Here is a 21,071-nt window from a genome sequence, read left to right as displayed (position 1 = left end):
AGCAGTTCGCTGCCAATATTTAGGGTGAAATTCATGTTAACTTCCGGGCCGATTACCGCCCCCGTTCCCGTTTTCCTGGTTCTTTTAGCAATCATGCTACTCGCGCCGCTGGTATTTGAGCGCTTGCGACTACCGGGAATAGTGGGTTTAATTATTGCTGGCGTAATTGTCGGGCCCAACGGTCTCAATTTGCTGCAACGGGACGCTACTATTGTTTTGTTAGGTACTGTAGGATTGCTGTTTTTGATGTTCCTAGCGGGACTGGAAACTAGCCTTGACGACCTCAAACTCAATGCGGACAAAGCTGTCATATTTGGGCTAGCTACTTTTGCGCTACCCATGATTATGGGGACAGGAGCAATGCTGCTGTTGGGATATAGCTGGCTGGCTGCAATTTTAGTCGCTTCTTGTTTTGCTACGCACACGCTTTTAGCGCTGCCAATTCTCACAAAATTGGGATTGATGCGAACTCAGACTATTACTACGACTTTGGGCGGGACTTTAATTACGAATGTGTTGGGACTGTTGGTGCTGGCAATTGTTGTTAAAGCTTTCAAAGGAAATCTAACTCTCGAATTTTGGCTGTTTCTCATTCCATCTCTTGCTATCTACACTTTTGCTACTTTGTGGGGCGTTCCCAAAATCGGTCGCTGGTTTTTTAAGAAATTCGGACATGACGAGAATGCCGAATTTATATTTGTATTGGCAACCCTCTTTCTAGTTTCTTACGCAGCAGAACTAATTGAAATTGAGGCAATTATTGGTGCATTTTTATCGGGAATTGCCATTACTCAAATTATTCCCAAAATGAGTCCGCTGATGAATCGGATTGAGTTTATTGGCAATACGCTGTTTGTGCCGTTTTTTCTGATTTCTGTGGGGATGTTAATTGACCCGCTAATTTTGGTAAAGCAGCCGCAGTCTTTGTTGGTGGCGGCGGTGATGATTTTAGCAGAGGTGGCGAGCAAGTTTTTGGCAGCTTGGCTACCGGGGAAATTATTTGGCTTTGAGTTTCCGAACATTATGGTAATGTTCGGCCTTTCTGTTGCTCAAGCTGCTTCTACTTTGGCGGCGATTACGGTTGCTTTTGAGATTAAATTGGTCGATCGCGTAACGGTGAACGGCATCATTGCCATGATTTTAGTAACTTGTGTCGCTTCTCCTTGGATTGTATCTCGGTGGGGTCAAGAAATGCAGCCGCCGGGGTCGAGTTTGCCGGTTCCTACTTCGGGAAAGCATTCATGGGGAGAGCGAGTTTTAGTGCCTGTTGCTAATCCGAATACGGAAGATAATTTGCTGCGTTTGGCTTTGATTTTAGCAAAAACATCTCAGGGAACTTTGCTGCCGCTGCATATTTTGTCCGATCGCGGCGAAGCAATTTCACCGGCAGATAAAATGCAGCAAACTCAACTTTTGACGGCTGCGGAAACTGTGGCCCATGCTGCTGCTTGTGCGGTTGAACCGATCGCGAGGATAGATGATGCGATCGATCGCGGAATCCTACGGAGTGCAACCGAACGCGAAGCTAGTTTAATAGTTTGCGGTTGGAAGGGATTTTCCACGACTCGCGACAATTTTTTTGGCAGCATCATTGATACTGTGATCAGGCGATCGCCCGTACCCGTACTGATTGCTCGATTTCCTGATCCTCTCCAAAATACAGCCAGAATTATTTTGGCGGTAACTGACAGCGAGTTGACTCGGTTTGGATTTCAGGAAACCGTGGATATTGCTAAGAGTTTAGCCGAGGAACTCAAGGCTAGTTTGCAAGTGTTGTTGGTGGCGACAAAACGGGAACAAAGCAACAAAAGTGCGGCGGAGGTGGAAATTCTTTCTGAGATACCAGTCAATCGGGTGCGGGGAAATTTTATCAAGCTAGTTTCGCAGAATTTGTTAGAACACGATTTGCTGATTTTAACCACAATTTCTCACCAGAATTTGTGGGAAAAACCGGGAACTCTCAAAGAACCAGAAGCGATCGCCCGGACTCACCAAAATATTTCGATGCTTGTTGTTTATTTTCCTGTATCTTGAGGAAGATTTTAACCGCAGATGAAGTTATGAATCTGCATTTATCTGCGGTTAATATTTTAGGACTAACACCAACTGGCAAATTAAACTATGTATAGCCTTTCTCAGTAACATGAGGTGATCTGGCGGGCATAGGGCATAGGGCATAGGGCATAGGGCATAGGGCATAGGGCATAGGGCATAGGGTTCGCCCCCATACCTCACCACGCTTGAAAACCGCTATAGTTGCGCTTGTGCGCTCTTTCCTAAGCTAAGAAAGAGCGCACAAGCGCAACTACATACCTAAAATTTAAGCTTTATTTGTGACAATTGTGTAAGTCCTATATTTAATCATAATCCAACGGAATTGCTAGCAAAATTTCCGCACCTTTGCGCGGTTCGAGAATACACTCGATCGCTCTTTTCACTCGCGAAGGTTGTATTTTTTGGGCGGTCGATTAAAAAATCCTTCAACTCATCATCATTAGCACCCGCACAAGAAGTGCACTTAGGTACGGAATGTGCGATCTGCAAGTAAATATGCGTAGCGGCTTTGCCGATCGCACTCCGATGGAGGCAATTTCTCGGCATCTAGAACAATATCTCGGTATCTGGGAGAATTTTGAGAATATGGTGATCTACCCCCCTCTAGTTCAATAAGGTAAAAATGAGCATCAGACCAAATTTCAGATGGTTTTCTTCAGTGGCGAGTGTTTTGGGTTCGATTTCGATCGGCCCTTTAAGCGGCGCGACATCCTCTGTAAAAGCAGCAGAAACGGTTGTTGTCCGCAAAGGTATTTTAGAATCGTCAATATCGGTTGCGGATTTGCGCGAACTCGCAGAAACAGGACAAGTCCCCGCCAGACTGCAAGCTTATGCCAATCTCCTGTCTGAGGAACAGCGGAGTAAAATCTTTCGGGCGCTGCAAGCGAAAATTCCCCTAAATGTAGTCGGCCTGAGCAACTTGCTAAATACGGGCATCGGCACTGCCATCCTGACGGATTTGACTACAGTGATACCCAGGCGCGACGGTGGGGGTGTGGAAGCGCTGCGAGCGGCTCTGGTGCAGGGAGCAAAAGCGCCGGAAGGCTTATCGGTATTGAGTTTCATTGAATCTTATCCGAACTCGCGGGTCGTGGTGGATCTCGATCGAGCTTTCGCAGTTTTGGGAAATATGAACGCCAGTTTTTGGCAAACTCAGCGCTTTATGGCGGCGATCGCACCTCAGTTAGCAGCGGTTAAACCCGCGTTTAAGCTGCCTTTCGATCCCACCCAGCCCGGCCCTAATCTCGTGCAGGTACGGGCGCTAGATTTGAACGATAGCGCCCGCAATCGACCTATTCCAGTTGATGTGTATTGGTCGGAAGCTGCGACAGCCGACAAACCGACGATCGTCTTTTCTCACGGGTTGGGTTCCGTCCGCACGGATTTGCGCTACTTAGCCGAGCATTTGGCGTCTCACGGCTATGTGGTAGCAGCTTTAGAACATCCCGGCAGTAACGAGACGAATACCAATGCTGCGATGGCGGGGAAGTGTCCCTTGCTAGCTCCTCAAGAGTTTTTAGACCGTCCCAAAGACATCAGTTTTGTACTCGACGAACTGACAAAATTGAACCAAACTGATGATAACTTGCAGGGGAAAATCGCGATCGACCGATCGATAATAATTGGTTATTCATTTGGCGGCGCTACAGCCTTGTCCGTGGCCGGCGCCGAACTGCAATTGAACGGACTCAAACAAAGGTGTCAGGGGGATTTGATTGGGTTCAGCTTAGGCGAAGGCATTCAGTGCGCGGCAGCCGGATTGCCCGAAGAACGGTATCAATTGCGGGATGAGAGGATTAAAAGGGCGATCGCCATGAATCCCATAACATCATTACTCTTTGGAGAAACTGGCTTAAGTAAAATTAAGATTCCCACCTTAATAGTAGCATCTTCAGCCGACAAAACAACTCCTGCCTTAGCAGAACAAATTGCCGGATTCCCGAAAATTCCATCTCCTAAATGGCTAGTTGGTTTTGTAGGAGGAACCCACTTAAGCGTCAAAGATCCCAGTACAACTTTACACCAAGTTCGTAGGCCGAACACAGTAATTACCGGCGATGAAGTTGTGGGCGACCAAGCTGCTAGCATACGCAATTATATTAAAGCTGTAAGTTTAGCTACCGCCGCTCAACAGACTGCTGAAGCTGACAAATATGCAGTATTTCTAACACCCGAATACGCGCAATTTGCTTCCACATCGGCAATCCCGGTGCGCCTCGTAACAGAAATTTCCCCGGAAATTCATACAGTAGTGCAAACCTTTATTCAAGGGAATAAGTAGTGATTAGTCATTAGTCATTAATCATTAGTCATTAGTCATTAGTCATTAGTGATTAGTCATTAGTGATTAGTGATTAGTCATTAGTGATTAGTGATTAGTCATTAGTGATTAGTCATTAGTCATTAGTCATTAGTCATTAGTCATTAGTCATTAGTCATTAGTCATTAGTCATTAGCTAATAACTAATGATTAAGACTTGTAGTAATATCAAATAAGGTGACATCGAAATTATACTTGAGTGCGTCTTCTCGATCGCTCCTGAGAGTGCGGAGCCACACGAGAAGCTCCCACTGCACTGGGAAAATTATGATTCCGATGTCAGCGGAAACGATATTACGACTAGCAGTTTTCCTTGTGCAGGCGGCGCGCCTTAGCCCCCAGGGGTGTATTTTCTTCTTAAGCTGTTTCTGATATTTTTTGTCCGTGCAAGGGCAAAATATAACAAACTGCTTCCACAAACTCTACTCCCAAACTGCGATGCCTAAAAAAAATCTTATCCCGCTATTGCTTCTGTTGGCAGCCCTGTTTACCCTTTACGGTGACACTTTAACTTTTCTCCCCAAACCTGTAAGAGATACTAGCGTGGCCAGTCGAAAGTTCTTCGTCGGGTTGTGGCCAGATTGGTTGAGGCCGAGAGATTTCAACGAGAAAAGGCAACAGGATATTGATAAATTGCAAAAAAGTCCTAGCCCGAGTCGATAGTTTTGAGCTACCAGCGAGAAACCCGGTTTCTCTAATAATACCTAGCCATTTTCTTGTAGGTTGAGTTAAGCGAAGCCCAACCAAACATGAGGATTTGAGATTGTAGATTTTAGATTTTTCCTCCAATCTCAAATCGATTAAACTTGAGATTTTAGATTTTTCTCAAACCAGTAAGGTGTGCATTGCACACCCTACAGATAGAGGTTCTGCCTCCAGGACTGTTTTAGATTGGTCTTCCCATCTAAAATCTAAAATCTAAAATCTAAAATTGATTAGGCTTGCTTTTTCAACCAGCTAAACATAGCTCGCAAATCTTTACCAACTTCTTCAATAGGATGTTCTGCTTCCTGACGGCGCATGGAGGTAAAACCTGGCTTGCCAGCTTGGTTTTCGAGAACGAATTCGCGGGCAAATTGACCGGATTGAATTTCGCTGAGAATTTTACGCATTTCGGCGCGGGTTTGATCCGTGACGATGCGGGGGCCGCGAGTTAAATCGCCGTATTCTGCGGTATTGGAGATGCTGTCGCGCATTTTGGCGAGGCCTCCTTCTACTATTAAGTCAACGATAAGTTTAACTTCGTGCAAACATTCAAAATAAGCTAATTCCGGTTGGTATCCGGCGTCAACTAAAGTTTCAAATCCAGCTTTAATTAAGGCGCTCAAACCGCCGCACAAAACTACTTGTTCGCCAAAAAGATCCGTTTCTGTTTCTTCGCGGAAAGTGGTTTCCAGGATGCCGGCTCTGGTGCCGCCGATACCTTTAGCATAGGCCATTGCCCGATCGCGCGCTTGACCGGAAGCATCTTGATATACTGCAAACAAACTCGGAACACCTTCCCCTTGTTCGTAAGTCCGCCGCACCAAGTGTCCGGGGCCTTTGGGGGCAACCATTACTACGTCTACATTCGCAGGGGGAACAACTTGGCCGAAGTGAATGTTAAAACCGTGAGCAAATGCTAAAACATTTCCTTCAGAAAGGTTTGGTTCGATTTGTTCTTTGTAAATAGTTTTTTGAACTTCATCGGGCAATAAAATCATGATGAAGTCAGCAGCGGCGGCTGCTTTGTCTACCGGGTGAACTGTTAAACCCGCGTCGGTTGCTTTGGCGGCAGATTTGCTACCGGGATACAAACCGACAACGACATTCATGCCACTGTCTTTGAGGTTAAGGGCGTGGGCGTGTCCTTGGGAACCGTAGCCGATGATAGCAATCGTTTTGTTGGCTAAGAGGTCTAGGTTCGCGTCGGTGTCGTAATACATACGGGCCATAATCATTGTCTCCTGAGATGCAAATTGGGTGATTGACTGCAAAACTCTCATTTTATCAAGGTAGGGTACTTTTTTTGCAGAAATTTTGGGTATTAAGATTTGGGCGGGGGAAAATTCAGGGATCTCGCCCTGAATTTAGCAGGGTTTCTCGCAGAGTCTGCGATCGTCAAATATAATTGTCAATAGCGTGCTGTGCTTTTGGAAAAACCTCACATCTGGCACCATTTTCAAGAACAGACAAGATGCCTGTTCCACAAAGAGTAAATTTTCCTTGTGGAACAGGCATCTTGCCTGTTCATAAAAAGCTTATTGAGAATGGTGCAACATCTCAGAAAAACTCAAATAACTAACTTTTTTCAGATGAAAATAAAAGCAATCCATCATGTGGCGATTATTTGCTCGGATTACGAAGCCTCGAAAAAATTTTATGTAGAAGTATTGGGATGTTCCATTATCAAAGAAACTTTCCGAACCGAGAGGAATTCTTACAAACTAGATTTGCGAGTCGGAAACGGCGACACCATTGAGCTTTTCTCATTTGCCCATCCTCCTGAAAGAATTAACAATCCTGAAGCTTGCGGTTTGAGACATTTAGCTTTTGCAGTTGAGGACATAAAAGCATCAGTTGCTTACTTAAAATCCCAACAAGTAGAAGTAGAAGAAATTCGCCTTGACGAGATTACAGAAAAACGGTTTACATTTTTCAGAGATCCCGACAACTTACCCTTAGAAATATATGAAATTTAAGGAGTATCCCGATTTTGTCAAGTCGCTCTTAAGTCAATAGGTGGGGTGTGCATTGCCCTAAAAACTGCATGATTAATTTCCAATCTAAAATCTAAAATCTAAAATCTAAAATCTAAAATTGTATAATGGACTCTATCATCAGAAACACAATCACGGTCGGATTGCCTGCTTTAATGCTATTTATAGCCATAGCAGCTACAGGGAAAACAGGTGACGCAGCCGTTTGGTCGGGTTTGGTCAAAGTCGGCGGTTCCTTTGGTATGCTGATCGGTTTAGGTGTATTGGTATTTGCAGGATTTGTTGCCAATTATTTTAGTTATTTTGTGGTAGATAGCTTGCTGGTGAGGTTTTATCAAAAGCGGCGAGAGTTGGAACAGCCAGAACAACTGGTAACAGAAATTGATAAATTGCCGATTACCAACGACCTCAAAATTAAGCTCAAATGGGCGGTGATGCACAGAATCACCAACAAAAGCCTTAGCTTGAAGCACGTAATTTTAAAATGGTTTATGCTCGCAGCATTTGTAAATGCACTATTGTCAATAACAGGTTACTTGGGAGAATTTAACCTAGTTTTTGAGTTAACTTCTCATTTTAAACTACAATATCTGTTGGGTGGCATATCAATTTTTATCTTCTTCGCTCTCGTGCGATCAAAAAAAATATGGTTGCTGGTGAGCGCATTTTGCATTATCATTAATTTGGCGGAAATTGTTCCTTGGTATTTTCCAGCTCCCGCCTTTGCAGGAGCAACTCCTGGACAAAACCTGCGGATTTTACATTCAAATGTTTTAACGAATAACCGACGCTATTCTGATGTGATATCGTTGGTAAAAGCAGAGCAACCCGATATCGCGGTTTTTGTGGAAGTTAGCCGAGTTTGGGCGAAGGAGTTAGCCGTCTTAAGCGAGATTTTTCCTTACTCTTCCAACCTACAAGAATCTGAGAGATTTGGCAGTGTAATATACAGTAAGCTGCCTTTAGAAAATGCTTCTATTAAAGCCTTTTCTAAGCAAAGAAAGAGCTTGTTTGCTAATGTAAAATTTCAAGGTAAAATCATTTCTTTGATTCTTGTTCATCCCACTGTGCCAGTCAAACAGCAGAGTTTTATCGATCGCAATCGACAGCTAGCAGCCCTCGGCGAGTATGCAGCCCAAGTCAAAAATCCGCTGATTGTGCTGGGCGATTTCAATACCACAATGTGGTCGCCATTCTACAAAAATATGGTAAAAACCGCAAAACTGCGAAATGCGCGATCGGGCTTTGGCATTTTACCGACTTGGCCGACTTTTATGCCGCTGGCTTATATTCCGATCGATCACTTTCTAGTCAGCAAAGAAATTGGTGTTTTAAAGATTCGTACTGGCCGCAATGTCGGTTCGGATCATTTGCCGTTAATTACAGATTTGGTCATTTGAAGGCAGGATTCGATATTTTCTAACAAATTATTGATTAACTGTATCTGGTATTGTTGAACATTCATATTTAATGGTTCTTTGCTGTCTTGAAAACAGATAACTTTTCCGGCGATTTCCTTGTAGTGTTGCAGCATGGAAAAAGTATCGGTACTGAAGCGAGCAAGATAGTTTTTAGCAGCCTCGCTGCAAATTTCCGTTACTTGATTTAGATAAGCTTCTGACGATTCAGGCGGCTTTTCATTCCCAGTTCTTTTATTCAAAATATAGCTAGCACCGCCGACTACTGCGGCTCCCACGGGCCCGCCCAATAGCCAACCTAAGCCGGTGGCGATCGCCACTGGAGTCACTTCGCCCTCGATCGACTTTTGTGGTGGAGGTGGTGGCGGCTCTGGTAAACTAACTTGCGGGGATGGAGGAAACGAAATCAAAAGTGCGATCGGCTGTTCTTTCTCAAAGAATTCGCAAGCTTTATTTACCCATTCTGCGATGGTTTGCTGCTGATGTAAGACCTCTCGCTGAAATTTTAGCTTCCACGCATCAAAACTTCCTTCCTGGAGCGACAGCGCCATTTCCGATTGATACCGCTGCAAAAGTGTGGGCTGGTAAAGCCAAATCTCGAAGTCGGAAACGCTGGCTTGAAAGCCTTTTGATATCAGTTTTTCGGCTTTTTGTTTAATTTCAATTTTGTCTTTATGCTTTTTTTGAGCTGCGGCTATTTCAGCAGCGACAGTTTCAGCTTTGGCTCGAAGAGATTGGCAAATTTTAGTAGCTATAGCTTCAATTCTGGGCAACTTAACTGCTAGTTGTTCCTGTTGATCTGCCACAATACTTTGCAAAGCCGATTCAAACGTGGCAATTCCTGTAGTTTGGGCGGCCGCCACATCTCCTTTCAGCCTCGCCCTCAAAGCCGGCAAAGCATCGACGCGGTAGATATTGCTGATATTGTTCGGCAAGTTTGAGCGAAAACTTTCGGCAACAAACAACAAGCGATTGTAAACTTGTTTTTGGTCGTCTGGTTCGAGTAGATTGAGAAAATTGGCAACAAAGACGACAGTGTTGATGTGGCGATCGCTCAACCAATCTCTCAAGTTCTCCCGTTCGCCTAAAGTCATCAATTTGCGAGCATCTAAAACCTGCACAACCAAATCAGCCGTTAGCAATTTATCCCGAACCAAATTATCCTGTTCTTCGCGATCGTTGGTTCCCGGCAAATCCAGCAATTCCACACCGGTTTTCAGGAATGGATGGGGGCAGTAAACATTAACAGCCGCCACATCATCCCGCATTTGTCTCGCGTCGTCAAGGATGGCATAACGTTTCAAAACATCAGTCCCCGGTTCGCTAATTTCCGTGCCGTCTTTCAGGGTAATTTTTGCGTGCAATTCCTCGCCGTAGTTGACATAAATGGCAGCACCTGTAGTGGGCACTAAGTCGATCGGCAAAGCACGATTTCCCAGCAAAGCATTCAGCAAAGTTGACTTGCCGTAATTAAACGGGCCAAATACAGCAATTTGAAAAGTTGGTTTGGCGAGATAGTCGCAGATTGAAGTGGTATCTCGATACAGTTGGGAGTTTTTGTCAAGTTCGAGAATACCGAGTGCTGATTTCAAATAGTCGGTGAGGTATTGATAAATTTCGGGTTGTTGCATATTGTTGTTTTATTTCATTTAGCGGCTGCTAGGAAACCTTGATATAGCGATTCTATACTCTGCGACTCGGCAGACACATCAGCCTCCAATTTTTTCAACCGCTGCGATTCAGCCTGACAATTAATCTCGCGAGATTCCTTTTGTTCGAGCAAATTATCTAACTCAGATTTCCGAGAATTAATATCACCATTCATGCGATCGCCCACTTCTCGTCCGTAAACATCAAAACACTCTTTCACAGCATCGTGAATCGGCTGCCACTGCTCTTGAGCCACCTGCGGCAGATATTTCACCAGCTCTTTTTTCGCGGCTTTCACCAACTGTTTATGAGCTCCGTCTGCTTGCAAAACCCCAACACCCATCCCCAACAATGCCAAGTACAGCGGCCCCAAAACAATCCCGGTCAAACTAGCAAGAATCGTACTAACGCTTAACACAGTAATTAAGTTGAGCAGGATATTTTTCCAATCAAAACCCGCTCCTGCCATTGCTACGCCCGCCAGATTTCCGGTCGTTAACGAGAACAATCCCATCGCCCATTTTGCCCAAGCTGGCGAGTTATCTTCGTTTGAGTTGCTGACTGCTGCTGGTATTTTTTGCCCCGTCAGTTTTTCGGTGATTTTTTCAGTCACTTTCGTGTAAGATGCTCCGTAATTTGCCGCACTTTGCGAAAGTTGCGAAAATGCTGAATTCATCTCTTGTTCGGCAGTGAGAGTCCAAGCTGCTAGTTTGTCGTTGATGTACTGCTCGAATGCTCGTTTGAGCGATGCTTCAAAAGCTTCTCGCTTGCCTTGGCTGAAGAAATCCAGAAATCTCAGTTCCGGTTGATACCGCAAGAAATCTGTTTCAAAGGTATTTTCTAAGTTGAGAACGTAGGCACGGAAAGAATCTGCGATCGCCCGCGATTTACTATCTCTAACTTCGATAATTTCTTGTTGAAATTCATCGCGAATTTGAGTCAGCTTTTTAAACTCTGGCTCAACTGAATTAATCTTTTCCTTCAACTCATTGACATCGCGATCGAGTAATGGTAATCGCCGCCCAACAGCTTCGCGGACACGAGCAGAAATTTGACGTGCCAAAGTCCTCGCCGGACGCAATTCCGAAATCGCCCTTTCCTGGGTCAAAAACGTATTTAGTGCCGCCATAAACTCGGGAAAACCAGTTCCTGTCAAATCCGCATCCGGGTTTTTCATCCGCAACCTGAGCGCCTTAATTGAGGTAATGGGAAACACTCGCTCGTCGTAAATATCGTGTCCTTCTGTTAAACAATATTCAGCCAAATTAGCTTGAAAAACCCGCCGCAGTTTCCCTTCTGCTTCTGCTAATTCTTCAGGATCATCCGGGTCAATCAAACTTTCCCGCACTTGATCCCAAGCATTTATCAGGAAGAAAATGCTCAATCCGCGATTTTTGATGTAATTTTCTAGATAGCGTCTTTCACCCATTGTGCAAGGCTGAGTTGCCCTGAGTACAAACAAAATAGCGTGGCAGTTGTTGATGTAACCCAGAGATAATTCATTGCGCGCTTCTGTATCGTTCAGTCCTGGACTGTCTACTATTTCTATGCCTTTTTCTAGCAAAGGTAAGGGATATTCTACTACGGCACAATCGATATCTGGAAATGCTGGTTTCTTTTCTTCTTCTAAACGTTTTGCCTCAGCGGGGTCAATTGTGTAGTTTTGTTTAAAACTTTTAAAATCTAGCTGTTTTGGGCTTTTGCCGTCATTGAAATAAACTGTTACTTTTTTTTCGGAACCATAGCGCAAAATCGTCAGCAAAGCTGTACAGGGATTGACATCGCTGGGCAGTAAGTTTTCGCCGATTAACGCATTGAGAAAAGTGCTTTTTCCGCGTTTCATGTCACCTAGCACTAACAGGCGAAAGACTCCTTGGCGCAAGTTTTTACTGGCGACATCAATGTCAGCGTTGTCTGTTTCTAAACCGAGTTTTCCCGATGCTTCTCCTCCTGCTAATTCTGATTGGTTGATGGCTGTGGCGATGTTGCTGAGGCGAGTGGCAATTTCTCGGCGGACGGCGGCTACTCGCTCTAAATCGTTGAGAAAGTTGCTAGTTTCTACTTTAAGGTTCATGGGTATTTCCTGATAGTTTCCTGCTTGAGCTTTTCAACTTCTGTCTTCTTCAATAAACATTTTGTAAGCTATCAAAGCAATGCCTCCCACTATCAGCGCCGCGGCCAGCCAAGATGCTATGCGAACTGCAACGATAACAGCAATGACAATGCCTGTAAATTGAGCGGCTGCTATAATTTTTCGGCGCCACTGTTTGAGTTTGCCGTTAACTTGGCTGTCTGGTTCTTGGTACTTGCTTGTTAAATGTTCGGGCACTGAGCGGTCAATTTCGGCTTCTAGTTCGCGGAGCCGAATTTCTTGTTCTCGCTTCCGCAGTTCTTGTTCTTTGCGCCGGAGTTCTCGGGATTTGTTGTCAGGAGAATTCATAAATTTTAGCCTGTTTTTCGCGGAAAAAATGTGTTATTTATTGTCTATGTTGCGGATCGATAAGTTCTCTACGACTGTAACTCACCTTTTCCCCCATGTCGAGAAATGTTAAGAAATTTTAAAAATGGCGATCGACCCATTAAGCCGATCGCCCTACGCCCTAGATTAGCCGCTGCAAATCATCAATAGCCTTCGGGGCCGATAGTAGTGCGATCGCACTCAGCTTCCGACAAATCAACCAAGCGCGATCGAAATAAGTTGCAGCCCGCTAATTGAGCTTTGGTTAACTTTGCTTTCTCCAAATTAGCTCGACTCAAATCCGCATATCTCAAATCGGCATTCGTCAAATCTGCATTGTACAAATCCGCACCTTGCAAATTAGCTTTCTGCAAATTAGCACCTTGCAAATTGGCGTGACGCAAATTTGCTCTTGATAAATTTGCTCTTGATAAACTTGCTTCCGACAAGTTAGCTTGATAAAGTTGAATGTCGCCCAATTCAGCCTCTTGCAAATCAGTTTTATAAAGATTGGCTTGCGTCAAATTTCCGTAGGGCAAATAAGCTCGCCTCAGAACGCTACCAGAAAGATTTATTTCTGTCAAATCTGCTTGAAACAAGTTATGTTCACTTAAGTCAACGGCGTTAAAGTTTCGCTGGCCCTCAGCATACTGAGCAAGCAATTCCTCAGCGCTTAGCTTTTGCATTTTCACTCCTCATGACGACAGCTACTGCAGCCAATCCATAACTGTAATTAATGGTTATTACTCTGCGTATTTATACTTAGGTCTCTTATTATGTTAAGCTTGTGTAACAACAGTCGCATTTTTTCTAAGATTTTTTTTATATTTGTAAATTTCTGCCTTGCTCGACCAGTAAGCGGTTAGTAATGTCAAGATCGATCGAGAAACCAAAGCCAATCCTCTACTGAAATATGCCAGAACTTCCTCTCTCCATTGCTCAGCACTACCACGAACGGACAAAATACGACCCTGAAACCATTGCTGCTAAAAGCAAACAGCTCGATTGGACAGAGCAACCTGTGCCTTTCAAAGAATATAAAATTGGAGCGTATTTTGACCTCAAGCCTTATCTAAAAGACCCCTCGGAGGATGCCGATCCCGATGCCGCTTGGTGGCATCGGTTATCTAGCTTGTTGCTGTGCAGCTACGGGTTGACGGCGAAAGTGCAGACGGTAGACGACAGCTACCTGTATTTGCGATCTGCACCGTCGGCGGGTGGACTCTACCCAGCAGAGGTTTATTTAATCTCCCGTGGCACTGCCCAGTTGCCGGCCGGACTCTACAATTATCAGTGCAGAACTCATTCACTTGTTCATTTTTGGGACAGTCAAGTTTGGCCGACATTGCAAGCAGCTTGTTTCCAGTCACCAGCGCTAGAAAATACCCAATTGGCGATCGCCATTACCACTGTTTTTTTCCGTTCTTCTTGGCGTTACGAAGACCGAGCTTATCGGCGAATTTTTCTAGACACCGGTCATTTATTGAGTAATATCGAGTTAGCTTGCGCCGTCAACGATTACCGACCTCACCTGATTGGAGGATTCGCCGACGAAGCTGTCAATGAATTACTGTACATCGACTCGGAGCAAGAAGGAGCTATTTGTGTAGTTGCTTTAGCCGACTTGCTAGATATTGACCAAAACTTGCCTAAATTTAAAACTGCTTTGCCCGGAAACACCACCACAGATTACCCTAAAATTTCCGACGGTCAACTGTTAAAATACCTCCACAAAGCCACGCATTTAGACTCAGACCCTACCGGAGCAGACGGCTGGAAACTTGATGAAAGTGAAGGGGTACTAGAGGATAAATACAACTTTCCATTTTGTACTAAAGTTTCGACGGTCACTCCTTCGATTCCTTGGGGAGTGAACCTGGAAACGTTAGAAAACACTATGCTCAAAAGGCGTTCTACCCGTGCTTATACAGGTGCTTCTTTGAGCTTGGGCGAACTGCTAGCTATGCTGGATTTTACTTACCAGCCGCAGCACTATATCGACCAAGGATTAGACGGTAATCCAGACTATTTCGATCTAAGTTTGATCGAGACTTTTATTGCTGTTTCGGGAGTGCATGGGTTAGAAGAAGGCTGTTACTATTACGCTCCGAAAGCTCAAGAATTGCGGCAAATTCGGTTTAAAAATTTCCGCAGGGAATTGCATTTTTTGTGTTTGGGGCAAGACTTGGGCAGAGATGCCGGGGCGCTGTTGTTTCACACAGCGGATTTGAACAGGGCTGTAGCAAAATATGGCGATCGAGTTTACCGCTATTTGCACATGGACGCGGGTCATTTGGGCCAGCGCTTGAATTTAGCAGCTATGCAACTGCGTTTGGGTGTCAGCGGTATCGGGGGCTTTTTTGACGATCGCGTCAATGACGTTCTGGGTATTCCGGCGGGTGAAGCTGTGCTTTATATTACAAGTCTGGGAAGACCTCGATCGTAAGAATGACTCATCAGTCAGCATTAGTCAGAAGCCAGAAGGTATCCTAAAAAAACCAACTCTGCTCGCGAAGCCGCTGCCACGCTTTGCGAATATGTTGAGGCTTAAATAGTTCGTTCTTGCGAATGTTCCATTCGCGTACAAGTTCGATCGCTCTTTCGGAATCCTCTGCTGCTTCCCTATTTTCCCTAGCAACCCAGTGAACAGTTGCCAACAGTTCCATGCCGTAAGGAGTTTCAAAACCATTAATTAACCCGCTCACACGCTCTAGTCTAACATTAGCATCAGCAGCATTTTGTAAAAAATCCCGCGCGGCTATTTTACCTTCAGACAACACATAGATTTGTGCCTCTCGGCTCCTGTCTCCATAACCTCGAATATAATGGCCTTCCAGCTTCTGCAAAACATGATTGAGATTATTTGCATAAGGCCCGTACTTTTCTTTCACATACTGCAATTTTAGTGGTTCACCTGCTACCTGAAGAAAATAAGCTAGCTTTTGAATTTCCAGCATTGTCAAGCGATAGCCAGGAATTCCGTACAATTCGAGCAAGCTAATAAATAAGGCACGAGCGCGAGTCATTTGGGGTTTTTCGGTAGCAATCCGCATCGAATCAGCTTGCGGAGTAGCCTGCGGTTCAAACAGTAAAACTTGCACGTTTGGCAGTTCCGAAAAAGCTGATTCAATTAGCGGTTTGACTGTCTTCCAAGACAAGCCACCATTTCCGCAGCCTAGCGGAGGAACGGCAATAGAAGTGATGCCTAAAAGCTTTACTTCCTGAATCAAAGCTTTTAGTCCAGTTTGAATATCTTCGATTTTTGATTTTCCTCTCCAGTGACGTTTAGTCGGAAAATTAATAATGTATCGGGGATTAAATAGATTGCCCGAAGATACTACAAACATTCGGCCCGGCTGCACTTCACCGGCGCGACAAGCCTTTTCATACTGGCGGAAGTTTTCGGGATAAGCCTGCTTGAACTGCAAGGCAATTCCTTTTCCCATAATTCCCACACAATTAACTGTGTTCACTAAGGCTTCTGCATTTGCTTCTAAAAGGTTGCCTTCCTTGATTTCAATCACTTTTATTTCCTACTATTTATTTCAATAATACCAATTTTTATGTACTCTTACGGGGGTGTGATCTGTAAAATTTTGTAAAATATTTTCTACTTGTGATTGAATTGTATAATCGATTACGCCGATTTCTGTGATTAACTCCCAAGGCCAAAAGTTTCTAACTAAAAACTCGGCTTGACGCCTGCGTTTTCGGTCGTTGTCTTCATTTGTATCAAACCAATAACGAGAGTCCATAACATCCCAGTCGATCGCACCTAGATAGTTGAGATCGTCAAAAAAATCTGTAATTTGCATGACTGCATGACCGTCAGTAAAAACAAAATCTAAACCTCTGGCATCTATATCTTCTACATCAGAAACTAGGTGAATAAGTGCTGCTTGACCTTGAGTATAGTTTGGTACATTGCCCTGATTAATGGTGTATAACATCGGAGAGCGCGGTGCAAAATAAAAGGGAACATAATCGTGCAGTACGCCACCTGCACCGCAGGGAACGCGGATTCTAGCGCGACGATCTTGGATGTTTTCGTAGGCGATATTAGTGTAGTTAGTTTCTGTCTCAAGCATAACGTTGTAAGCTAACAATCCACCTTCTGACAGGATAGATTCTAGATTGTCAATGGGGGTGATGTGGTAGATAGGTAATGGCACTGCTGTTATCTGTTTGCTGTTTCAGGTTTAACACATAATTATAATATCTGCTTGGCAGTTAAAGATAAATAATCTTTGACCATTGCTATTTCCCAATACAAAACCTGCTAAATATTCTGTCGAGCACTGATTCTGTCACTTCTTCGCCCGTAACTTCTCCCAATGCTTGAATTGCACCGCGCAAATCTATTGTCCAGAAATCTAAAGGCAATTTGTTGCTAATAGTATCCGTGCATTGTTCCAGAGAAATTTTAGCTTTGGTTAACGCCGCTGCTTGTCGCTGGTTGATTGCTAAGTCTGAGTTGGCTGCTTGCAAATTTCCCCCGCTGACGGCATCTAAGATTGCTGTTTCTAAGTCTTCTATGCCTCGATCGATGGCGGCCGCTGTGGTAACTATACGGTGAATTTCAGGGGGAAAAGGTAATTCGGGCGTGGTTTTTACTAGGTCGATTTTGTTGATAATTATAATTAGCTGGCGGTGCTTTACTTGTTCGTAAATTTCTGAATCGCCCTCTGTCCATCCAGATTCCCCATCAATTGTCAACAACACTAAATCGGCTTGTTTTGCTGCGGCGCGCGATCGCTCAACGCCAATTTTTTCTACCTTGTCTTCGGTTTCTCGAATGCCCGCAGTATCGAGCACCTGCACCGGAATTCCGCCCACAACTAGCTGCGATTCTACCACATCCCGCGTCGTACCGGGCAAATCCGTGACGATCGCCCGATCGCTCTTACTCCACGCATTCAACAAACTCGATTTTCCCACATTCGGCCGCCCAACAATCGCCACTTTCAAACCACTTCTCAACAATTCCCCACGATCTGCGGTTGCCAAAATTGTTGACAATTCCTCCAAAACATGATTTATTTCCAAAGATGTTTTAGCTTCATCTAAAGGCGGTAAATCTTCCTCAAAATCAATTCTCGCCTCAATTTCTGCCAGCACATCCAAACAAGTTGTTCTCAATTTGCGAATGGGCTGCGCTAATTTTCCCTGCAAACCCGCCAAAGCACTTTGTGCAGCAGCAGGGGATTTTGCTCCCACCAAATCTGCAATACTTTCAGCTTGAGTTAAATCAAGCCTCCCGTTCAAAAAAGCCCGCAGCGAAAACTCTCCCGGTTGCGCCAATCTCGCCCCATGTTCCAAACACAATTGCAAGACTTGCTGCACTGCCATAATGCCGCCGTGACAGTGAAATTCCACCACATCTTCGCGAGTAAAAGAACGCGGTGCTTTCATGATTAGCAGCAAAGCTTCATCGACTAATTCTTGAGTTTTGGGGCGGCGGATGTGGCCGTAAAGAATGCGGTGAGACTCCCAAATTTGCCGTCCTGGGGCGCGAAACAGAGTTTCGGCAATTTTTAAGGCTGCGGAACCGGAAACTCGCACAATGCCGACGCTGCCTTGTTGGGGAACTATGGCAGTGGCGATCGCTGCGATCGTTCCTCCTTTTGTTAATGATTCAGACATTTTTATTGTTCACACATTTAAAAGTTCTGTCAATCTCCTGTTTTTGAGTATCAGGCAATTGCTTCTCGGTCTTGGAGAGTATAAATCTCTAGTTCGTCATTCAAAAAATTAAAATAGCCGCCCTTTTGGGCAAGCTGCACGAGTTTCTGAGTCAAAGGGCAAGGGAGATTTTTTAATCTTTTTCCTGCGATCGCTAATTGCTCGTCGGCTTCGAGAGACAGGATAACTTGAATTAGGGATTCAACCAGTTGTACGTTCCTTTGAGTCACCTCCGCCCCGGTTGTTAAATTATACAGTTTTCATTGAGAGGATAAACAATTTCAGCACTTTTTTTCTAAGATATTAGAAGATCGTGGCAACAGCGCTGGACTTGGGGAGCCAATCCCATCGCCCGTTTGTCCAGTCAGTCGATTTGAGATTTTAGATTTTAGATTGACTCCACAAATGAATCGGGTAGCTTCAACTCTGGTCTAAAATTTTGGGAGGCTAACGACTCCTATCGGAAATCAAGTATCCGTTTTTGGGTGGGAGTCACGGCTCGATCGAAATTAAATTACTCAGCCAAATATTTTGGCTATTCTGATTTTATGCGATAATGGAACATTGACAGGGTAGAGGGCAAAGCATGATTGGTCAACTTCTAGACAGACGTTACCGCATCATTAAAGTCACAGACTCAAGTGAGGTGGGAAAAACTTATTTAGCAGCAGATACTCACCGTCCCGGGTATCCGCAATGCACGGTTAGAGAAATGCGACTCCCCGGCACAAGTTCGCAAACTCCAGAATTAGTCAAAGTTATATTTCAAAGAAACGCAGAAATAATTGAAAAATTGGGAAAACACGACAAAATCCCCGAATTATTGGCGTATTTTGAGGAAAATCAAAGTTTATACTTAATTGAAGAATATATTGCCGGATTACCTTTAAGTCAAGAACTAATACCCGGTCAACCTTGGGATGAAGACCAAGTAATTGGTCTGCTATCAGAAATATTAGAAATTTTGGTGTTTATACACGAGAAGGGTTTTATTCACCGCAGAATTCAACCAGACATAGCGATCCGGCGCGAGTCAGACGGCAAATTTGTATTGGTAGACTTTAGCTTAGACAAAGAAATTAACCCGGAACTTGCTAACTGTCATTTGTTGTCGCAAACTTCCCCGAACTCTGTTAAACGGCATGAGGCAAAAAAACAGGATTTGGCGGCCCAGGAGTTATACGTGCCGATCGAACAATTGAGCGGCAACCCCCGTTACAATAGCGACATCTACGCTCTAGGTACGATCGCCCAGCTTGCGGTCACGGGGCTCTCACCCAACGAACTGAGTGCCTTAAAAAACAACAAAAGCCAAGTTCCCTGGCAAAACCGGGCAACTTGTTCGGCAGCCCTAGCAGATATTATCGATCGAATGGTGCGCCCCGACTGCGAGGAACGTTATCAGGAGGCCGCCGAAGTTTTAGCAGACCTCAAACAAATCGCCGTAAAATTGGAGGTTGAGCCGCCGCCAGCCACAATCATCACGCACGCTATGAGTCAACCGCGAAGACAAAGCCAAACCAAACTGCTGCTGTTGGCTGCAACAGCGGCAGCTTTAATCTTGACGGCACTGATAATTTACTTTTGGCAGAGTCAAAGTCCGGCGAGGTCAAAAGAATTGTTAGCCCGCGGCGTTACCAAGGCGCAGCAAGGTGACACAACAGGCGCGATCGCCGATTATACTCAAGCGCTCGCCCTGAATGCCAGCGATGCGGAAACTTACTACAAGCGGGCAAACGCTCGCTACGACATGGGCGCAACCGAGCAAGCAATACAGGATTACACGCAAGCAATTAAAGTCAATCCTAGCCACACCAAAGCTCTGTACAATCGAGGTATGGCCCGCCTCGACATCGGGGACAAGCGGGGGGCCGTGGAAGATTTCACCCAAGTAGTGCGACTGAATCCCAGCGACGGTGAGGCATACTCTCAGCGGGGTTTAGCCTACTACGATTTGGGCGACTACCGCACGGCAATTGAAGACTACACTCAGGCAATTCGGCTCAGTCCCAACGATGCTACAGCTTACAGCAATCGCGGTTTAGCTCGATCGGCAGCAGGCGACAAAACAGGAGCAATGGCAGATTTTACTCAAGCCCTTCAAATTAGCCCCAAACAAGCTGGCGTATACTACAGTCGTGGTCGATCGCGGTTTAATCTGGCAGATTATCAAGGAGCGATGGAAGATTATACTAAGGCGATCGAATTGCAACCAGATCTCGCTGATGCCTATACCAATCGGTGCAGCGCTTACTTGAATTTGGCCACCTACGACAAAGCGATTGCCGATTGCACCGAAGGAATTCGCCTCGATCCAAAAGATGAAGCAGCTTACAACAACCGCTGCATTGCTTATCTGAATTTAAAACAATTTCAAAAGGCCAGCGAAGATTGCAGTTTGACGATCGGACTCAACGGCAACAATCCCAAAGCATACAGCAATCGAGGATTAGCTCGATCGGCTTCGGGAGACAAGCAGGGGGCTGTGGAAGATTTTACTCAAGCAATTCGACTCAATCCTAGCGATGCAGTAGCTTACAGCAATCGCGGTACTATTTACTCAGAACTAAAAAATTACCCTTTAGCGGTTGAGGATTTCGCTCACTCACTGCGGCTCAACCCCAACAATGCTAGCGCTTTTTACAGCCGAGGCCTCGTCCGCCGCCAACTCAAAGACCGTGCTGGGGCGATCGAAGATTTTCAGAAAGCTGCAACCTTGTTTCTAGAACAAGGAAGAGCCGATGGTTTCCAAAACGCACAATCACAAATCAACGACCCTAAATAAACTA

General features: G+C 44.9%; 16 protein-coding genes. 7 read left to right on the top strand and 9 right to left on the bottom strand.

Annotation, left to right across the window (positions count from 1 at the left end):
- The first annotated feature begins 33 nt into the window (after nucleotides 1-33).
- The 3 genes from QUA43_RS08410 to QUA43_RS08400 all read left to right on the top strand — a co-directional run bounded on the left by QUA43_RS08410 (nucleotide 34) and on the right by QUA43_RS08400 (nucleotide 4,336).
- Nucleotides 34-2,034 carry a cation:proton antiporter domain-containing protein gene (locus QUA43_RS08410; RefSeq protein ID WP_333372921.1) on the top strand — a complete coding sequence of 667 codons (2,001 nt, stop codon included), beginning with the start codon at nucleotides 34-36 and terminating at the stop codon, nucleotides 2,032-2,034.
- Between the two features lie 495 nt (nucleotides 2,035-2,529).
- Entirely contained in the window at nucleotides 2,530-2,670 is a 141-nt protein-coding gene (locus QUA43_RS08405) for a hypothetical protein (RefSeq protein ID WP_333372698.1), read from the top strand.
- Between the two features lie 7 nt (nucleotides 2,671-2,677).
- Nucleotides 2,678-4,336, top strand: a complete 1,659-nt coding sequence (locus QUA43_RS08400; RefSeq protein WP_333372695.1) for an alpha/beta hydrolase — start codon at nucleotides 2,678-2,680, stop codon at nucleotides 4,334-4,336.
- A gap of 974 nt (nucleotides 4,337-5,310) precedes the next feature.
- On the opposite strand, the gene ilvC is transcribed toward QUA43_RS08400, so the two are convergent.
- Nucleotides 5,311-6,360, bottom strand: coding sequence for a ketol-acid reductoisomerase (gene ilvC / locus QUA43_RS08395; protein WP_333372693.1), 1,050 nt, complete (start codon nucleotides 6,358-6,360; stop codon nucleotides 5,311-5,313).
- A gap of 309 nt (nucleotides 6,361-6,669) precedes the next feature.
- Here ilvC and gloA2 point away from each other — a divergent pair, with 309 nt between their 5' ends.
- Entirely contained in the window at nucleotides 6,670-7,056 is a 387-nt protein-coding gene (gene gloA2 / locus QUA43_RS08390) for an SMU1112c/YaeR family gloxylase I-like metalloprotein (RefSeq protein ID WP_333372691.1), read from the top strand.
- Nucleotides 7,057-7,181: 125 nt separating this feature from the next.
- On the top strand, nucleotides 7,182-8,474 hold the full coding sequence (locus QUA43_RS08385; protein ID WP_333372689.1) for an endonuclease/exonuclease/phosphatase family protein: 1,293 nt from the start codon (nucleotides 7,182-7,184) through the stop codon (nucleotides 8,472-8,474).
- Here the strand turns inward: QUA43_RS08385 and QUA43_RS08380 are convergent.
- The 4 genes from QUA43_RS08380 to QUA43_RS08365 all read right to left on the bottom strand — a co-directional run bounded on the left by QUA43_RS08380 (nucleotide 8,441) and on the right by QUA43_RS08365 (nucleotide 13,286).
- On the bottom strand, nucleotides 8,441-10,123 hold the full coding sequence (locus QUA43_RS08380; RefSeq protein WP_333372687.1) for a dynamin family protein: 1,683 nt from the start codon (nucleotides 10,121-10,123) through the stop codon (nucleotides 8,441-8,443). The genes QUA43_RS08385 and QUA43_RS08380 overlap by 34 nt on opposite strands.
- 14 nt (nucleotides 10,124-10,137) lie before the next feature.
- Complete coding sequence (locus QUA43_RS08375) at nucleotides 10,138-12,216, bottom strand: dynamin family protein (RefSeq protein WP_333372685.1); 2,079 nt, start codon at nucleotides 12,214-12,216, stop codon at nucleotides 10,138-10,140.
- Nucleotides 12,217-12,249: 33 nt separating this feature from the next.
- A complete protein-coding gene (locus tag QUA43_RS08370; protein WP_333372684.1) occupies nucleotides 12,250-12,582 on the bottom strand; it encodes a DMT family transporter in 333 nt (110 codons plus the stop codon).
- Nucleotides 12,583-12,764: 182 nt separating this feature from the next.
- Nucleotides 12,765-13,286, bottom strand: coding sequence for a pentapeptide repeat-containing protein (locus QUA43_RS08365; protein WP_333372682.1), 522 nt, complete (start codon nucleotides 13,284-13,286; stop codon nucleotides 12,765-12,767).
- Between the two features lie 227 nt (nucleotides 13,287-13,513).
- Between QUA43_RS08365 and QUA43_RS08360 the strand changes: the two genes are divergently transcribed.
- Entirely contained in the window at nucleotides 13,514-15,046 is a 1,533-nt protein-coding gene (locus tag QUA43_RS08360; RefSeq protein ID WP_333372680.1) for a SagB/ThcOx family dehydrogenase, read from the top strand.
- 43 nt (nucleotides 15,047-15,089) lie between these two features.
- Here the strand turns inward: QUA43_RS08360 and darG are convergent, their stop codons facing one another.
- From darG to QUA43_RS08340, 4 genes are all read right to left on the bottom strand, one after another.
- The gene (darG, locus tag QUA43_RS08355; RefSeq protein WP_333372678.1) at nucleotides 15,090-16,124 is read right to left on the bottom strand and encodes a type II toxin-antitoxin system antitoxin DNA ADP-ribosyl glycohydrolase DarG; all 1,035 of its coding nucleotides are present in this window, start codon (nucleotides 16,122-16,124) and stop codon (nucleotides 15,090-15,092) included.
- A gap of 21 nt (nucleotides 16,125-16,145) precedes the next feature.
- Complete coding sequence (gene darT, locus QUA43_RS08350; protein WP_333372676.1) at nucleotides 16,146-16,772, bottom strand: type II toxin-antitoxin system toxin DNA ADP-ribosyl transferase DarT; 627 nt, start codon at nucleotides 16,770-16,772, stop codon at nucleotides 16,146-16,148.
- Nucleotides 16,773-16,857: 85 nt separating this feature from the next.
- On the bottom strand, nucleotides 16,858-18,243 hold the full coding sequence (gene mnmE, locus QUA43_RS08345) for a tRNA uridine-5-carboxymethylaminomethyl(34) synthesis GTPase MnmE (protein ID WP_333372674.1): 1,386 nt from the start codon (nucleotides 18,241-18,243) through the stop codon (nucleotides 16,858-16,860).
- 50 nt (nucleotides 18,244-18,293) lie between these two features.
- Nucleotides 18,294-18,512: a hypothetical protein gene (locus QUA43_RS08340; protein ID WP_333372672.1), complete on the bottom strand. Its 219-nt coding sequence runs from the start codon at nucleotides 18,510-18,512 to the stop codon at nucleotides 18,294-18,296.
- Between the two features lie 356 nt (nucleotides 18,513-18,868).
- On the opposite strand from QUA43_RS08340, the gene QUA43_RS08335 reads away from it, so the two are divergent.
- Nucleotides 18,869-21,067, top strand: coding sequence for a tetratricopeptide repeat protein (locus QUA43_RS08335; RefSeq protein ID WP_333372670.1), 2,199 nt, complete (start codon nucleotides 18,869-18,871; stop codon nucleotides 21,065-21,067).
- The last annotated feature ends 4 nt before the right edge of the window (nucleotides 21,068-21,071 follow it).

The organism is Microcoleus sp. N9_B4 (genome assembly GCF_036701635.1).
Classification (GTDB): domain Bacteria; phylum Cyanobacteriota; class Cyanobacteriia; order Cyanobacteriales; family Microcoleaceae; genus Microcoleus.
The sequence above is the reverse complement of the archived record's forward strand: the minus strand, read 5'-3'. Positions and strand labels throughout refer to the sequence as shown.

What these genes read in the sequence shown, in the direction of transcription:
- QUA43_RS08410 (WP_333372921.1), top strand. Translation starts at nt 34, where the DNA reads ATGTTAACTTCCGGGCCGATTACCGCCCCCGTTCCCGTTTTCCTGGTT.
- QUA43_RS08405 (WP_333372698.1), top strand. Translation starts at nt 2,530, where the DNA reads ATGTGCGATCTGCAAGTAAATATGCGTAGCGGCTTTGCCGATCGCACT.
- QUA43_RS08400 (WP_333372695.1), top strand. Translation starts at nt 2,678, where the DNA reads ATGAGCATCAGACCAAATTTCAGATGGTTTTCTTCAGTGGCGAGTGTT.
- ilvC (WP_333372693.1), bottom strand. Translation starts at nt 6,360, where the DNA reads ATGAGAGTTTTGCAGTCAATCACCCAATTTGCATCTCAGGAGACAATG.
- gloA2 (WP_333372691.1), top strand. Translation starts at nt 6,670, where the DNA reads ATGAAAATAAAAGCAATCCATCATGTGGCGATTATTTGCTCGGATTAC.
- QUA43_RS08385 (WP_333372689.1), top strand. Translation starts at nt 7,182, where the DNA reads ATGGACTCTATCATCAGAAACACAATCACGGTCGGATTGCCTGCTTTA.
- QUA43_RS08380 (WP_333372687.1), bottom strand. Translation starts at nt 10,123, where the DNA reads ATGCAACAACCCGAAATTTATCAATACCTCACCGACTATTTGAAATCA.
- QUA43_RS08375 (WP_333372685.1), bottom strand. Translation starts at nt 12,216, where the DNA reads ATGAACCTTAAAGTAGAAACTAGCAACTTTCTCAACGATTTAGAGCGA.
- QUA43_RS08370 (WP_333372684.1), bottom strand. Translation starts at nt 12,582, where the DNA reads ATGAATTCTCCTGACAACAAATCCCGAGAACTCCGGCGCAAAGAACAA.
- QUA43_RS08365 (WP_333372682.1), bottom strand. Translation starts at nt 13,286, where the DNA reads ATGCAAAAGCTAAGCGCTGAGGAATTGCTTGCTCAGTATGCTGAGGGC.
- QUA43_RS08360 (WP_333372680.1), top strand. Translation starts at nt 13,514, where the DNA reads ATGCCAGAACTTCCTCTCTCCATTGCTCAGCACTACCACGAACGGACA.
- mnmE (WP_333372674.1), bottom strand. Translation starts at nt 18,243, where the DNA reads ATGTCTGAATCATTAACAAAAGGAGGAACGATCGCAGCGATCGCCACT.
- QUA43_RS08335 (WP_333372670.1), top strand. Translation starts at nt 18,869, where the DNA reads ATGATTGGTCAACTTCTAGACAGACGTTACCGCATCATTAAAGTCACA.